Genomic DNA, 15,420 nt, shown 5'->3' on the forward strand with positions numbered 1-15,420 from the left:
TCTGGCCGTTTTAGACCGTTACAGGTTGTTTGATATTCAGTGAAAATTCAATGAGCCAATCAATCCGACACAAACTGGTTCCGCCCGGCTTCCTTTGCTTTGTACAGGGCCTGGTCCGCCGACTGGATCAGGCGGGTGGCGTTGCTCTCCCGGCCCGGAATGATGGTGGCCAGCCCCAGGCTGATGGTGACGTGGGCCGCCGTGGGGGAGTGTTCGTGGGTGATGTTCAGCTTGTTGATGGTTTCCAGCATCCGTTTTGCAATGAGGGTGCCGCCCTCCTTGTTGGTTTCCGGGAGGATGGCGGCAAATTCCTCGCCGCCGTACCGGGCGATGGCATCCACATCCCTGAGGATGCTTTTGTCCAGGCCGGCGGCCACCTTTTTCAGGCAGTCGTCTCCGATGACGTGGCCGTAGGCGTCGTTGTAGGCCTTGAAATGGTCGATGTCTGCGATGATCAGGGTCAGGGGGGTTTTGCGCCGGCGGCCCCGCTGCCATTCCCGGACCAGGGTTTCATCGAAAAACCGCCGGTTGGGCAGGTCAGTGAGGCCGTCCAGTGAGGAGAGCTGCCTGAGCTTTTCATTGGACTCTTCCAGCTCCTGCTTCAGGGTTTCCAGCTCCACCACCTTGGCATCCAGCTCCCGGGTTTTTTCCTCCAGCAGCTGGCGCTGGTTGTGTAGCTCCAGGAAAATTTTTACCTTTGAGGTGAGCACGTCCGTGGCCAGGGGTTTGAACAGATAGTCCACGGCACCGGAACCGTACCCCCGGAAGACATGGGCCTCTTCCTTGTTGGCGGCGGTGACAAAGATAATGGGGATGTTTTTGGTCCGCTTGTTTCCACGGAGCAGGGTGGCGGTTTCATAACCGTCCATGACGGGCATCTGTACATCCAGGAGAATGAGGGCGAATTCGTGGTCCAGGGTCTTTTCCAAAGCCTCGTGGCCGGATTCGGCACGGATGATATCCACATCCGGAGATTCAAGTACCTGTTCAAGGGTGAGAAGGTTCTCGGGCCGGTCATCAACAATGAGAATACTTGGGTTTTTCATTTATTCCTGGCTGCCTCCTCCGGACATCAACCGGTTGATAAAGGGTGCAATATCATCAAGATCTACAACAGCATCCACACCTGCGGCAATGGCTGCCAGGGGCATGGCGTCGGCTTCGGCAGTATCCGGGGACTGGGCAATGGCAAATCCCCCGTGCCGGCGGACCGCGGTAATCCCCCTGGCCCCGTCTGTATTGGCCCCGGTGAGGATGAGCCCGGCCAGGCCCTCCCCGAATGCTTCGGCTGCCGTTTCAAACAGCACGTCGATGGAGGGCCTTGAATACTGGACCCGCGCTTCCGTGGACAGGGCAAAGCTTAAGTCCTCTTCCACCAGAAGATGATAATTGGCCGGGGCAAAGTAAATGGTGCCTCTTTCCACCGGCATTTTATCTTCAGCCTCTTTTACCCTGAGGCGGCACAATTTGTCAAAGTGATGGATCAGAAAATCATCGGAATCCGGGCTCATGTGCTGGACAATGATGACGGGCGGTTCCATGGCCGGGGAAAGGCGGGGCAGTATGGCGGACAGGGCCTTGAGCCCGCCGGCGGAGACGCCGACTGCCAGGGCCGTGTATTGGGTCCGGTATGGAGACTGGGAGGTGATCATCGTTTTTTTCTATAAATTTTTTCCTTTTTACAGACGACATCGAATTTATCGGCCATTTCCGTGAATTTCAGGCTTTCCTTGGAGCCCAGGCAGAGGTATCCCCCGGGGATCAGGCTGTCGTAAAAGAGTCTGAGGACATGGTTTTGCAGTTTTTTATTGAAATAGATGAGTACGTTCCTGCAAAAGATCATATGCATTTCCCCGAAGACCCCGTCGGTGACCAGGTTGTGGGAGGAAAACAGAATTTTATCCCTGATGAACCGCCGGATGATGACATTTTCATTGTCCGCCGCGTAATAGTCTGAAAACTCTTTGGTCCCCCCGGCCTGCTGATAGTTGGTCGTATAGGTTTTCATCACATCCAGGGGGTAGATCCCGGCCTTTGCCTTTTCAAGGATCATCTCGTTGAAGTCCGTGGCGTAGACCTGGACCCGTTTTTTCATCTTTTCCTCTTCCAGGAGGATGGACATGGAGTAGACTTCCTGGCCGGCGGAGCAGCCTGCATGCCAGACTTTGATAAAGGAGTAGGTTTTAAGCCGGGGGATCAGCTCCTCCCTCACTTTTTTGTAAAACCAGGGGTCCCTGAACATCTCGGTCACGTTGATGGAAAGGTCCATGAGCAGGGTGTTGAAAAAATTTTCGTCGTAGAGGACCCGGCGGGTCATCTGGGAGAAATTGTCCAGGCTGCTCCGTTCCAGCCGGTTTCTCAGCCGCCGCTTGGTGTGGGCATTGGCATAGTCCTTGAAATTAAACCCGTACTTGAGGTGGATGGCCTCGAGGAGGAGCCGGATTTCTATGGCTTCATTGTCTTTTGTCATGCGTAGAGCCATACCCTTAGCATTGAAATGAGTTTATCCGTATCCACAGGCTTGGCCAGGTAGTCGCTGGCGCCTGCGTCGATGCATTTGTTCCGGTCCCCCTTCATGGCCTTGGCGGTGAGGGCGATGATGGGAAGGGTTTTATGGGTTTTCCGGATCTCGGCCGTGGCCTCGTATCCGTCCATTTTGGGCATCATGATATCCATGAGGATGATGTCGATTTCCGGGTGGGCATTGGTTTGCTCCACCCCTTCCACCCCGTCCCGGGCGATGATGACGTTCATGTTCTTTTCTTCCAGCACCGAGCTGAGGGCAAAGACATTGCGCATGTCGTCGTCCACCAGGAGAACGGTTTTGTCGGCCAGGACCTTTTCCCTGCCGTGGACCATCTTGAGCATTTTCTGTTTTTCCTTGGGCAGGTCCGCCTCCACCCGGTGGAGGAAGAGTGCGGATTCTTCCAGGAGCCGTTCCGGGGATTTCACCCCTTTGATGATGATGCTTTCCGTGTATTGGCGAAGCTGACGGTCCTCCTCTTCTGTCAGTTCCCGGCCCGTGTAGACGATCACCGGTATGCCGGCGCAGGCCGGGTCCTGGCGGATCTGATCCAGCAGATCGAATCCGGACATGTCCCCCAGCCCCAGATCCAGGATCATGCAGTCGTAATGGCCCGAGGTCAGGGCCTCAAAGGCCTGGGCGCCAGTGGGAACGATATCGGTTTCAACGTCTCCGTTGCCGATGAGGTCCCGGATACTCTGGGACTGTACCTCGTCGTCCTCCACCACCAGAAGCTTGCGCACCGGCCGGGTGATGATGTTTTCGATTTTGGAAAAGGTGTCTTCCACCTTTTCCAGGGTCACCGGCTTGGTGAGGAAGCCCACGGCGCCCATGCGCATGGCATCCATGGAGGCGTCGGCGGCGGACATGAAATGGACCGGGATGTGGCGCAGTTCGGTGTTGGCCTTGAGCCGTTCCAGGACAGTCCATCCGTCAATGCCGGGCAGGCCGATGTCCAGCATAATGGCGCTGGGCCTGTAATAGTCGGCAAAATGAAGTCCGGTTTCCCCGTCATCGGCAATGATGCACTTAAAATCCCGCTCCCTGGCGAAATCCCTCATGATCTTGGCGGAACTGGGATCATCTTCAATGATCAGCAGGCTCTTGTCCGACGGGGCCGTCTCTTTTCTGTCATCCGGCACAAAATCCCGGATGACCGGGGGGGCCGGCGTCGGGGCTGTCTGGGGGGCCGGCGTCGGGGCTGTCTGGGGGGCCGGCGTCGGGGGCGTTGCCTGGTCCGTTGCCTGGTCCGTTGCCTGGGCAGGGGCCGCCTGGGCTGCGGGCTGCGGCGGAGCCTGGGCCGGTGCCTCCTGGTCCCCGGTTTTTTCTATCCGTTCCGGAATGACCACGGTGAATACGGACCCCTTGCCCGGTTCGCTGTCCAGGGTGATGAATCCGCCCAGAAGTTTGGACAGCTCTCTGGAAATGGACAGCCCCAGGCCCGTGCCCCCGTATTTTCTGGAGGTGCTGCCGTCGGCCTGCTGGAAGGCTTCAAAGATCACGGCCTGCTGCTCCTTGGGGATGCCGATCCCGGAATCTTCAACGGCAAAGGCAAGGGCGGTCTCCGGGTCCAGGCCATGGGGGCTGCACAGGTCTGCTGCCGGCCGGGATATGGCCAGGCTGACCCGGCCCTTGTCCGTGAATTTAAAGGCGTTGGTCAGCAGGTTCCTTAAAACCTGCTGGAGGCGCAAAGGATCGGTGTACATGGTGTGTTCCACGGATACGGATCCGTGGGTGTTGATGGTGAAATCAATCTCCTGGTCTTCGGCCAGGTTCCTGAAAATCCGCTCCAGGTCGGCAATCAGGGTCTGCAGGGGCAGGTCCTCGGGCATGAGTTCCACCTTGCCTGCCTCCACCTTGGAGAGATCCAGGATTTCGTTGATCAGGGTGAGCAGGTCCTCTCCGGAGGAGTGGATGGCCCGGGCCGATTCGATCTGCTTTTCGGTGAGGGTGTTGTCCTTGTTCCCTGACAGGAGCTGGGAGAGGATGAGGATGCTGTTCAGGGGGGTTCTCAGCTCATGGGACATATTGGCCAGGAATTCGGATTTGTATTTACTGGCGATTTCCAGCTCTTCGGCCTTGCTCTGGATGGATTCCTGGGCTTCCAGGAGTTCGATATTCTTGGCGTTGATGCTATCCTTCTGCTCCTCCAGGGCATGGGCCTGCTCCTCAAGCTCTTCGTTGGTGACCTGGAGTTCCTCGTGCTGGGACTGGAGTTCGGCCTCGGATTCCTTGAGGGCCCGGGTCTGTTCTTCCAGCTCTTCGTTGACCACTCTCAATTCCTCCTGCTGGGCCTGGAGTTCCGCCTGGGATTCCTTGAGGGCATTGGTCTGTTCTTCCAGGGTTTTATTCTTTTGGGCCAGTTCCTTCTGGCTGTCCTGGGCTTCCTGGAGGAGATGGTTGATGGTCCGGCGGGATTTGGCTGTATTCAGGAGGATGGCTGAACTTTTTGTGATCTGCTCAATGTAGCTTTTTGCCAGGTCGGTGAATTGGGTCTGGGCGCCCAGGAGCACCACCCCCAGGCAGTCGTTTTCATAGACCAGGGGGACGACCATGTAGGCTTTGGCCGGCTTCTCTCCGGCCCCGTAATTGATTGGGGGGGCCTCAGAGTCCACGTCGGTGAACATGATAATTTCCTTCTCCAGGGCGGCCTGGCCCACCAGGCCTTCTCCGGGTTTCAGTTTGTTGAAGTTGCCCCGGCGGTCGGAAAATGCGTAGGAGGCATAGAGATGGAGGCGGTCCTGGTCAAATACATAAAGGGCGCCCAGGTCCGCTCCGGTGTGTTTGGAGATATAGGTGACGAACCGCCGGCCCAGTTCCCTTTCGTCCAGTTCGCCCCGCAGGGTGCGGTCCAGGCCTTCCTTTCCCTGTTTGAGCCAGTCCGAATCCCTGAGGGTGCCGGCCATGTGGTTCAGGGCGCCGGCCAGCTTGCCCAGTTCATCCCGCTGCCGGATCTCTATGGCGGTGTTGAAATTGCCCCGTGCAATGTCCTGGGCAAAGGCGACACCTTTGATGATGGGATTGGAAATGGTCCGGGCAATGAAGTAGGCACAGGTCCCGATGAGGGCCATGAGCACAATGGAAAGGCCCATGGTTTTGCCCAGAATTTTTCTGACCGTATTTTCCACCTCATATTTGTCTATTTTTGAAATCAGGTACCAGTTCAGCCCTTGGATATTCAGTTTTTTGTAGGCGGCCAGAACGCTGTTGCCGGCGGAGTCCGCGTAAATCCCTGCGCCGCCTTCAAGTCCCGACTCAGCGGCATCTGTCCAGTAATCCAGCACTTTGTCCAGGCTGAAGCCCAGGACATAGGCGCCGTCGCCCATGGTTTTCAGGGCGCTTCTCAATTCAAATGTTTTTTCAAGGAGGTTGTATTCAAGGAGATAGGATTCACCGGTGGTGCCCAGGCCTTTTCTGGATTCCATGAATTTTTCGATGAAGTCCGGTGCCAGTTTTGCCACCACAATGGAGACCATCCGGCCGTCGGCATCAATCACCGGTTCGGCAAAAAAGGCCGTTTCCCTGCCCCTGTCCGGCTCAAAGGGGTGGAAATCCAGTACCACCCCATGGTCTGTGGTCAGAATCGATTTATAGGCCAGGGCAAGCCGGGTGCCGGACCAGGAGGACTGGTTCATCCGCTGGCCGATGATATTCTGGTCATTCAGCGCAAAAAGAATGCGTCCGTAGTCCCGGCCGATGATGAGGAGGTCCGTGCATCCGAATGCGTCTGAAAAACGCTGGAGGTGGTCCAGGTTCTCTTCGATGGTGGTTTTATACACCCTTGAAATGAAATCAGGCGAAACCCCTTTCCGGTCATGGTAGCGGATGAGGTTCTGGCTCATGGAGAGCATCTGGTTGCTCCTGGCCAGACGCTTAAGCTCGCCGAACCGTTCCTGAAACACGGCTTCGATATAGGCGCTTCTCAGGGTCTGCACAGCTTCCATCTGGCTGAAGGACTTTTCCATTAAGGCGTCCGTGGCCAGGGTGGAGGCGTAGTATCCGGTGATGATGAGGGGGAGGATGCCGGTCAGTATGAAGGCGAGGACCAGTTTGGGGCGGATGGGCATGTTATTGAGCTTTGACAGCATGTGGATATCCTTAAATTCAATTGCACTATTGGTATCGGCCGCAAAAACCTAGGAAACATAACACAAAATATTCAGGAAATACAAGCAATCAAAGCGGGGCAGGGGGATATGGGAACACCGGTCCCCCGGCCCCTGGCGCAGGGTCATTCATGCCGCCTTGGCAGGAGATATGGCTGGCTCCGGATGGCAGGGGGGAGGACCCTGGTGGGTGTGCCGGATCATATATATAGACTGGTAATAAATATTACCAATGGTTGGTTTCGTTACAAGCCTCTGAATGCCCTTTGAGTACTTGAAAAAATTGAATAAAATAATAAAACGGTAATTAAAATTACCAGTTTTCTGCCATGGCAGGCCGGCTGGATCGGCCCCGCCGCGGGGAATACGGTCAGTTTTTCATTGGGGAGGTGTTTGTAATTAACTGAAATTAAAGATTAAATCAATTTCTTTTCGAGGGGCGGTGTGGGAAAACTGCCCTTTTTGGCGGGCCCGGCCTGCTCTTTGCACTCTTTAAGTCGGCATTAAAGGCGTCCACCCGTTCCGGGCGGCATAAAGTGAAATCAGAACAAGGAGAAAAAACATGCGTGTAGGTATTTTAAAAGAAATCAAAGTACTGGAAAAAAGAGTATGTATGACCCCTGCCGGCGTTATCGCCATGAAACAGAACGGCCATGAGGTAATGGTTGAAAAAGATGCCGGTGCCGGCGCCGGGTTTCCCGACTCCGAATACATTGCTGCCGGTGCCGCCATCGCGGATACCCCTGCACAGGTTTTTGCCGAGTGTGACATGGTCATGCACGTGAAGGAACCCCAGCCTTCTGAATACGATATGATCCGCGAAGACCAGATTGTTTTTACTTACCTTCACCTGGCGGCCGACGAACAGCAGACCCATGGCCTGATCAAATCCAACGCCGTCTGCATCGCCTACGAAACCATTGAAAAAGACAATGGGTCCCTGCCCCTGCTGGTGCCCATGTCCGAAGTCGCCGGCCGCATGGCCACCCAGGAAGCCGCCAAATACCTTGAAATGCCCCAGGGGGGCATGGGCGTTCTTCTGGGCGGGGTCACCGGCGTCGAGCCCGCCACTGTGGTGGTCATCGGCGGCGGTGTGGTTGGGATCAATGCGGCCAAGATGGCCTGCGGCCTGGGCGCAAAAGTCTATATTCTGGATACCAACCTGGAACGGCTGGCCTACCTTGACGACGTCATGCCCGCCAACTGCTTCCCTGTCATGTCCAACCCCGCCATCCTGGCTGAACTGGTCGCCAAGGCCGATGCCGTCATCGGCGCCGTCCTGGTTGCCGGCGCAAAGGCGCCCAAGCTGCTCACCCGTGAAATGCTCAAGACCATGAAAAAAGGCTCTGTTATTGTGGACGTTGCCATTGACCAGGGCGGCTGCTTTGAAACCTCCCGGGCCACCACCCACGCGGAACCGGTTTACGAGGAAGAGGGCGTTATCCACTATTGTGTGGCCAACATGCCCGGTGCCGTTGCCAGGACCTCCACCCGGGCCCTGACCAATGCCACCCTTCCCTATGCCATTGAAATTGCAAACAAGGGCTGGAAAAAAGCCATGCAGGACAATAAGGAAATCAAACTGGGCGCCAACGTCATTAATGGCAAGATCGTATACAAGGCCGTTGCAGAGGCCTTTGACCTTGAGTACACCCCCGTTGAAAACTTCCTTTAGATTGTTTGACGGCGGTATCTGCCGCTCCTGAATAAAAAAGCGCCCGGTACAGTCCTTTCGTGCCGGGCGTTTGCTTTTTTTGTCTTTGTTTTAAAATCCGGTATCCGTTCCGGATAAATTTTTTTTCCAATATTTGACTAATCCCTTTAAATCCTTTAGTTCCTTAATAATTGCCCTGCCGGCCTCTGCCGGGGGAAGACTGTGCTGCCGCCCGAAAGGAAAACCGGATGAAGCTCAAACTCAGGCTCCGCTACAAGGACCGCATCGGCATTGTGGCCGATGTTTCCCAGATCGTTGCCGCCAGCGGATTAAACATCGTGTTTATGGAGGTGGTCCGAAAGGACGACACCGCCGTTGTATTCATGGAAATTGAAGGCCGGCTGCTCCAGGATGAACTGGATACGGTGATAGAGGGCCTCAAGGGTACAGCGAATTTCCAGGAGGTCAATTTAATCGACACCCTGCCCCAGGAAGAGCGGGAGGACCGGTTCCGGGTGGTGCTGGACAATATCAGCGACGGGGTGATTTCCATAGACCGGGAGGGACGGATCACCACCATCAACAAGGTCGCGGCCCAGGTGTACAACCTTTCCCCCGATCAGGTCATCGGGCGGAATATACGGGATATCGACCTGCCCCAGTACGCCATACTGGAGAGTCTGGAAGGCCAGAGCCTGAAAAACGTCAAGCAGAACCTGATCACCTCCCAGGGCAGGTATCAGTATATCTCCACCTGCCGCCCCTTGCGGGACTCCTCGGGCATGATCGTCGGCGCAGTGGAAATTGCAAAGGACATGCATGAAATCAAGAAAATGGCCAAAAGCTTTTCCGAACCCGCCCAGATCGGCTTCAGCGACATTATCGGTAAAAATTCCGTGATCAAGGCCGCCATCACCTTTGCCCAGAAGGTGGCCGTCACCGGTGCGCCCATTGCCATCCGGGGCGCTTCGGGCACGGGCAAGGAATTGTTCGCCCGGGCCATCCACACGGCGAGCCGGCGGTCGGGCAGCTTTGTGCCCATCAATTGCGCCGCCCTTCCCGATCCCCTCTTGGAAAGCGAACTCTTCGGATATGAAAGCGGCACCTTTACCGGGGGCAAAAAAGAGGGCAAGGCCGGATTGTTTGAGACGGCCCGGGAGGGCACGGTATTCCTGGATGAAATTGCGGACATGTCCCTGGCCTCCCAGGCCAAGCTGCTCCGCCTGATCCAGGAGGGGGCGGTGCGCCGGGTGGGGGGATCAAAGGAAATCCCCATCAACGCAAGGATCATCACGGCCACCAACAAGAACCTTGAGCAGCGGGTGGAGGACAAGAAATTCCGCAAGGATTTATACTACCGCATCTCTGTGCTGCCCATCCACATCCCCCCCCTGAGCCAGCGGCTGGATGATATCCCCCTGCTGGTGGAGCATTTCCTTTTTACCCTGACCTCCAGGCTGGAAAAGCAGATGCCCGGCCTCACCGCCTCTGCCTACGACAAGTTGAAACAGCACCTCTGGCCGGGCAATATCAGGGAACTTAAAAATGTGGTGGAACGGGCCGCCATATTGAGCGAAGGCCGTTCAATCGATGTGGACAGCATCCTTTTCAGCCATGAGATGCCCCACAGCGCGATTCCCATGAACCACAGCCCGGCCCTGACCCAGTCCTCCCTCAAGTCCCAGGTGGGTGAACTGGAGAAAAAAATCATTGTCAGTGCACTCAAGACCCATCACACCATCCGCCAGGCCGCCCGGGTGCTCCAGATTTCCCATCCGGCCCTGCTGAATAAAATGAAGAAATACAAGATTCGGAAAACCACCCGCATCCGGTCCTGAAACCGGGCAACGGCCTGCCGCCACGGTTTAAACCGTATGACCTGCCACAGCATGCCATATGAGAATGCAAGTGGCGGCATGGGGTGACCCCGGGTATGATCAACACGTTTGTATTCCTCAACGGCCGATAAAATCTGCTTCCCCTTGAAAATGGCACATTGTGGTATATTTTAAGGGAAGTATTTCTGTACCTGCCGTTATTCAAAATTCGTCTATTCTCCTGTTGACCAATGCTTATACAGAAATTAAACAAAGAATATTTCTAGGGAGTGTTAAAATGAAAATAGCAAAGAATAATGTACCCATTAGAATTGATGTGCCCGGGGCTACAGCCCGGCAAATTAAAGATTTTGGGGATGCAACAGGCTATGGGAAGATTGGCGGCGAATATTTTTCTCTGTCTTCCGGAACCGACCTTGCGCCTTTACTAAAGGGACTTGAAGGAGACCTCTGCCAGTCTCCTCACTGGGGGTTTATTATTGAAGGGCAATTGACAGTTGACTTTTCAGACGGCCATTCTGAAACCGTCAGTGAAAGTGATTTGTTTTTCTGGCCTCCTGGCCATACGATCAAAGCAGATAAGGATACTGAAATGATTTTGTTTAGTCCTGAGCACGAACATAGTGAGGTTATGGATCACGTTCTTTCCAAACTGGCATAATAATTTCGTCTGATTTTTTTTGTGTTTACTTGAGGAGGCTCATTCATTTGGAGTGAGCCTCCCATTTTTATGCTGATCATGCAATTGCCCTGGCCCACGAATAGACGATTGCGATATATCATATTCTTTTGTATGATGAGTGACTTGCCAGTCGTTTAAATTTTGTGAAAATTTGCAGGGTCCATTCGCGACAGTCCTCGACCAAAGGAAATGACAGGGAGGAAATATGAACGTTTCAAAAGGACTTGGGATTATTTTTTTCCTTATTTTATTATTCCCTTCATTTTCCAGGTCCGAACCAATGAAGTTTGCCTATTTTGACAATTATCCGCCCCGCTCCTACAGGACCGAAGGGAAAATGACCGGTATTATCATTGATATCATCGATATTGTGGTCAAAGATCGAATGGGTATAGATGTCATTCATGAGGGGTTTCCGTGGGCACGGGCTCAAGTGATGGTAAAGAACGGTGAATTCGATGCGTTTGTTACGGTTCCCACACCTGAAAGAAGGACCTATACATTCATAAGCAGGGAACCGCTATTTAAATTTGAAACTTTTATTGCGGCACCAGCGGATCACAATAAACTTTATGAATTGAAACAGGTGACCTCCGTTGACGGATTAAAGGACTTTAAACTGGTGGATTATCTTGGAAACGGATGGGCCAAAAAAGCATTGAAAGAGCTGAACGTTTACTGGCTGCCCAATTACGAGGCGATTTTTACTTTCCTGTTACAAGGAAAAGCCGATGCCGTGATTGTATCGGAGGTGGGGATCAATACGATTAAAAACTGTGGATATCAGGACAGCGTTGTTGTGTTGCCCCATCCCATTTCGTCCATAGGCTTTTACCTTTGTGTCGGTAAAAGATCTGCATATAAAGAAATATTGAAGGATTTTGATTCAGAAATAAAAAAGGCGAAGGACGAGGGAATAATAAAAAAGATAATTGATTCATATTATAATTAATTCCCCATGAGCGCTACGCGTTTAGTAAGGCGTTGAAAATTATCAGCGAACTCATTGATGAGAATTAAAGTGCAAATTACTCCGGTTAGTGTGAAAATATCCTGATCAAGCCTTTTGGGCTTGTTGCTCCATCAAATTTCCCAGAAGATTAAAGCCCATGACCGCAGCCATGATGCAAAGGCCTGGAAATATGGACAGGTGAGGGGCCGTGAACAGATAATCCTTGCCTTCCATGAGCAGGGTCCCCCACTCCGGATCTGGGGGCTGGACCCCGAACCCGAGAAACCCCAGGGCGGAAACGCTTAAGATACCCTTGGCCATGCCCACTGTGGCCAGGACCGTCATGGCAGGCCGGACCGTGGGCAAAAGATGACGGAAAATGATCATGCCAGGAGATACCCCGGACAGGCGGGCTGATTTTACGTAGAGGGCCTCCCGGGTGGTCAGGGCAATACCACGGGACAGGCGGGCGTATTTGGTCCATGACACACAGCTGATGGCAAAAATCAGGTTCAGGTCTCCCGGCCCCATGATGCCGGCCAGGGCTATGGCGGCCACCATCTCAGGAAATGCCAGGAACATGTCGGTAATGCGCATGAAAATTTCGTCTGCCCAGCCTTTGAAATACCCGGCAGCCAGCCCGATGGCTGTTCCCAGACCTGCAGAGAGGGCAACGGCGGCAAACCCAATACCTAGGGAGGCCCTGGCGCCGCAAAGAATCCGGGAAAACAGGCACCGGCCCAACGCATCGCAGCCCATGGGAAATTGCATGCAGGGCGGACTGAGCCGCATGGCAGGATTCGGGGCCAGGGGATCATTGGGGGCCAGGCCAGGCCCTGCGAAAACCATAACGACCAGAAGGATTAACACCCCGGAAGCCATGCTGCCCAGAGGATTTCGGGCCGCTGAGACCATAAGATGCCTGAAGGAGGGCAGCCTGTGCCGTAAACTCATTGTATCCGTATCCTTGGGTCCAGTGTGCCGCAGATCAGATCCACGGTGAAATTGATCAAAACAAAAATCGTCCCGGTAAATAATACCACCCCCTGAATCAGGGGATAGTCCCGGTTGCAGATGGCGTCCACCATGAGGCTGCCCAGTCCCGGCCATGAAAACACCACTTCCGTTATCACAGCCCCTTCAAGGATCAGGCCGAATTCCAGGCCGACAATGGTGACCAGCGGGATCAGGGTGTTCTTGAGCACATGTTTTCCCAGAACCCTTGGAGCGTCTGTCCCCCTGGCCCTCAGGGCAAGGATATGGTCTGACGCCAGGGTCTGGATGATGGAAAGGCGCAGCAGCCTGGCAATATAAGCGGTAATGGATGTACCCAGGGTCAGGGCGGGCATGATCAGATGCTGCCATCCCCCGGTTCCGAAACTGGGGAGCCAGTGAAGGTGCACCGCAAAAAAGGTGATCAGGAGAATCCCCAGCCAGAAATTGGGGATGGAAAGTCCCAGCACGGACAGGGAAACCGATACCGAATCCAGCCAGGACCCCCGGTTAAGACCTGCCAGGGTTCCCAGGGGCAGGGCCACGGCCAGGGCGATGAGAATGGAGACTGCGGCCAGTTCAAAGGTTTTTGAAAATCTTTGACAGATCAGATGAAAAACATTTGCTTCTTCCACCAGGGAGTATCCGAAATCAAGCCGGACAACATGGGAGAGCCATCGACCGTACTGGACAAGAAAGGGCTGGTCCAGTCCCTCTTTTTCCCTGATCCATTCCACGGTGGCGCTGTCCAGTTGGCTTTCCCCCCCGTACCTGGCAACGGCGATCTCCCTTGCTGCATCCCCCGGGGCCAGAAGAATCATGGCATAGGTGAGAAAGGAGGCCCCGAAGAGCACCAATGCCATTCCTGCTGTTTTTTTGATTAAAAGACCCGACATGGATGCTCCCCGTACATATGGCAGGATACATAGTGAGTGGATGAAAGCCGGACAGCATCCGGCGCCTTTTTTCTGCACACGGCTGCAGCCTCGGGGCACCGGGTATGGAAAATACAGCCCCGGGGCAGGTCCTGGGCAGACGGCGCCTCCCCCTTGAGCACCAGCCGTTTTCCCTTCCAGATCCCCGGCGTAAAAGAGGCAGACAAAAGCGCCCGGGTGTAGGGATGGGCCGGTTCAGACAAAAGGGTGGATTTTGAGCCGGTTTCCAGAATCCGTCCAAGGTAGATGACCCCTATCCGGGTGGCCATGGCCTTGACCAGGGCCATGTCATGGGTAATGGTAAAGCAGGTTATGGGATACTTTTCCTTGATCCGGCACAGCAGACGGGTGATCCGGGTCTTGATCAGGCTGTCCAGGGCTGTCAGGGGTTCATCCAGGATGAGTAGTTCAGGCCGGGTGGCCAGAGATCTTGCGATGCAGACCCGCTGGTTCTGGCCGCCGGATGCCTGAACCGGCTTTCGTTCCAGCAGATCGGTTGTCAGACCGGTATCCCGGATGAGCGGGGCAAGAAGGGCCTGCCGCTCTGACGGCCTGATCCCCCTGGCGGCCAGGGGTTCTTCAAGGGACCGGCGCAAGGGCTGGAAAGGGTTTAACGCCTGCACAGGATCCTGGAATACCATCTGGGTTTTTTTCATCAGCATCTTATGGTTCCTGTTGCCGGATCTTGTTATTTTCTTCCCCTTGAACATCAGGTGCCCCTCCTGAAAGGACTGCAGTCCTGCAAGGGCCAGGGCAAGGGTGCTCTTGCCTGATCCGCTTTCGCCGATCAGGCAGAAGGAATCCCCTTTTTCCAGGGTTAAGCAGATCTGTTTGACTCCCCAGAACAGGGAACTGCGGCCGAACCTGCGGGATTGTGCCCTGAAGGCGACGCCAAAATTTTCAATTTGAATCAATGGGTCGGGCACAGGTTTTCCTCACTGATGCCGGTGCCGGATATGAGCTGGCTTGTGTACTCATGTTCCGGGTGGTTAAAGAGGGCTTCCACATCCTGGGTTTCAAGGATGGTGCCCTGGTGCATCACCGATATCCGGTCGCAGACATGGGCCGCCATGGCCAGGTCATGGGTGATGAGGATAAAGGCTGTCTGCCGGGTCTGCCTGAGCCGGGAAATCAGTTCAATGATCTGCAGGGCAATGGTGGGATCAAGGGCTGAGGTGACCTCATCCAGAATCATGGCACTGGGAGCGGCCAGCAGGGCCATGACCAGCTGGGCCCGCTGGAGCATGCCCCGGCTCCACTGGTGGGGGTATTGGCGGCACCGTAATTTTGGAGACGCAATGCCCACCTCTTCCAGCAGATGATACACCCGGTCCATGGATTGTGCAGGTTTGGGAAGGATGGAAAGGGCATCCCGGAACTGGTTGGCCATGGTAAATACCGGGTCCATGGCCGATTCCGGATTCTGGAGCACCAGGGATATCTTTGTCCCCCGGAAAGGGTCTGCGGCCCGTGCTGCATTGTCCGCCACATTGACGCCATCAATCAGAATGGCGCCGGATATAATACGGGCCGGGGCCTCCAGCCGGACAAGACTCCGGGCAAAAAGGCTTTTTCCGCACCCGGATTCCCCCACAAGCCCATGGATCTCCCCCCGGGCAAGGCAGAAATCCACATCCTTTAACAGGACCCGGTTCTCTTTTTTGGCCCGGACCGCCACGTTAAGCCGGGTGACGCTCAGAATGTTTGGGCCTGGCTGGTGTGTACCGGTCATACCG

The 15,420-nt window shown here is 54.8% G+C and carries 12 protein-coding genes; 4 read left to right on the forward strand and 8 right to left on the reverse strand.

Annotation, left to right across the window (positions count from 1 at the left end; all coding sequences use genetic code 11):
• Nucleotides 1–59 precede the first annotated feature (59 nt).
• From HUN04_14605 to HUN04_14620, 4 genes are read right to left on the reverse strand one after another with little or no spacing between them, the layout of a single operon-like run.
• The gene (locus tag HUN04_14605; protein WDP90854.1) at nt 60–1,046 is read right to left on the reverse strand and encodes a diguanylate cyclase; all 987 of its coding nucleotides are present in this window, start codon (nt 1,044–1,046) and stop codon (nt 60–62) included.
• A complete protein-coding gene (locus HUN04_14610; GenBank protein WDP90855.1) occupies nt 1,047–1,652 on the reverse strand; it encodes a chemotaxis protein CheB in 606 nt (201 codons plus the stop codon). It lies immediately after the preceding gene.
• Nucleotides 1,649–2,470, reverse strand: a complete 822-nt coding sequence (locus tag HUN04_14615) for a protein-glutamate O-methyltransferase CheR (protein WDP90856.1) — start codon at nt 2,468–2,470, stop codon at nt 1,649–1,651. The genes HUN04_14610 and HUN04_14615 overlap by 4 nt, the downstream gene beginning before the upstream one ends.
• Nucleotides 2,467–6,612, reverse strand: a complete 4,146-nt coding sequence (locus HUN04_14620; GenBank protein WDP90857.1) for a response regulator — start codon at nt 6,610–6,612, stop codon at nt 2,467–2,469. Before HUN04_14620 ends, HUN04_14615 begins: the two co-directional genes overlap by 4 nt.
• 580 nt (nt 6,613–7,192) lie before the next feature.
• Between HUN04_14620 and ald the strand changes: the two genes are divergently transcribed.
• From ald to HUN04_14640, 4 genes are all read left to right on the forward strand, one after another.
• Nucleotides 7,193–8,305: an alanine dehydrogenase gene (gene ald, locus HUN04_14625; GenBank protein ID WDP90858.1), complete on the forward strand. Its 1,113-nt coding sequence runs from the start codon at nt 7,193–7,195 to the stop codon at nt 8,303–8,305.
• A 227-nt stretch (nt 8,306–8,532) separates the two neighbouring features.
• The gene (locus tag HUN04_14630; protein ID WDP90859.1) at nt 8,533–10,122 is read left to right on the forward strand and encodes a sigma 54-interacting transcriptional regulator; all 1,590 of its coding nucleotides are present in this window, start codon (nt 8,533–8,535) and stop codon (nt 10,120–10,122) included.
• A 277-nt stretch (nt 10,123–10,399) separates the two neighbouring features.
• Nucleotides 10,400–10,783: a cupin domain-containing protein gene (locus HUN04_14635; protein ID WDP90860.1), complete on the forward strand. Its 384-nt coding sequence runs from the start codon at nt 10,400–10,402 to the stop codon at nt 10,781–10,783.
• Between the two features lie 226 nt (nt 10,784–11,009).
• A complete protein-coding gene (locus HUN04_14640) occupies nt 11,010–11,756 on the forward strand; it encodes a transporter substrate-binding domain-containing protein (protein ID WDP90861.1) in 747 nt (248 codons plus the stop codon).
• A 105-nt stretch (nt 11,757–11,861) separates the two neighbouring features.
• On the opposite strand, the gene HUN04_14645 is transcribed toward HUN04_14640, so the two are convergent.
• Genes HUN04_14645 through HUN04_14660 form a run of 4 tightly spaced genes read right to left on the reverse strand, consistent with a single transcriptional unit; the run spans nt 11,862 to nt 15,416 of the window.
• Nucleotides 11,862–12,710 (reverse strand): ABC transporter permease, encoded by an 849-nt coding sequence (locus HUN04_14645; protein ID WDP90862.1) that lies wholly within the window; start codon nt 12,708–12,710, stop codon nt 11,862–11,864.
• A complete protein-coding gene (locus tag HUN04_14650) occupies nt 12,707–13,645 on the reverse strand; it encodes an ABC transporter permease (GenBank protein WDP90863.1) in 939 nt (312 codons plus the stop codon). Before HUN04_14650 ends, HUN04_14645 begins: the two co-directional genes overlap by 4 nt.
• Nucleotides 13,630–14,610, reverse strand: a complete 981-nt coding sequence (locus HUN04_14655) for an ATP-binding cassette domain-containing protein (GenBank protein WDP90864.1) — start codon at nt 14,608–14,610, stop codon at nt 13,630–13,632. Before HUN04_14655 ends, HUN04_14650 begins: the two co-directional genes overlap by 16 nt.
• Nucleotides 14,595–15,416 (reverse strand): ABC transporter ATP-binding protein, encoded by an 822-nt coding sequence (locus tag HUN04_14660; GenBank protein ID WDP90865.1) that lies wholly within the window; start codon nt 15,414–15,416, stop codon nt 14,595–14,597. The genes HUN04_14655 and HUN04_14660 overlap by 16 nt, the downstream gene beginning before the upstream one ends.
• Nucleotides 15,417–15,420 lie beyond the last annotated feature (4 nt).

The organism is Desulfobacter sp., assembly GCA_028768525.1.
Lineage (GTDB): Bacteria > Desulfobacterota > Desulfobacteria > Desulfobacterales > Desulfobacteraceae > Desulfobacter.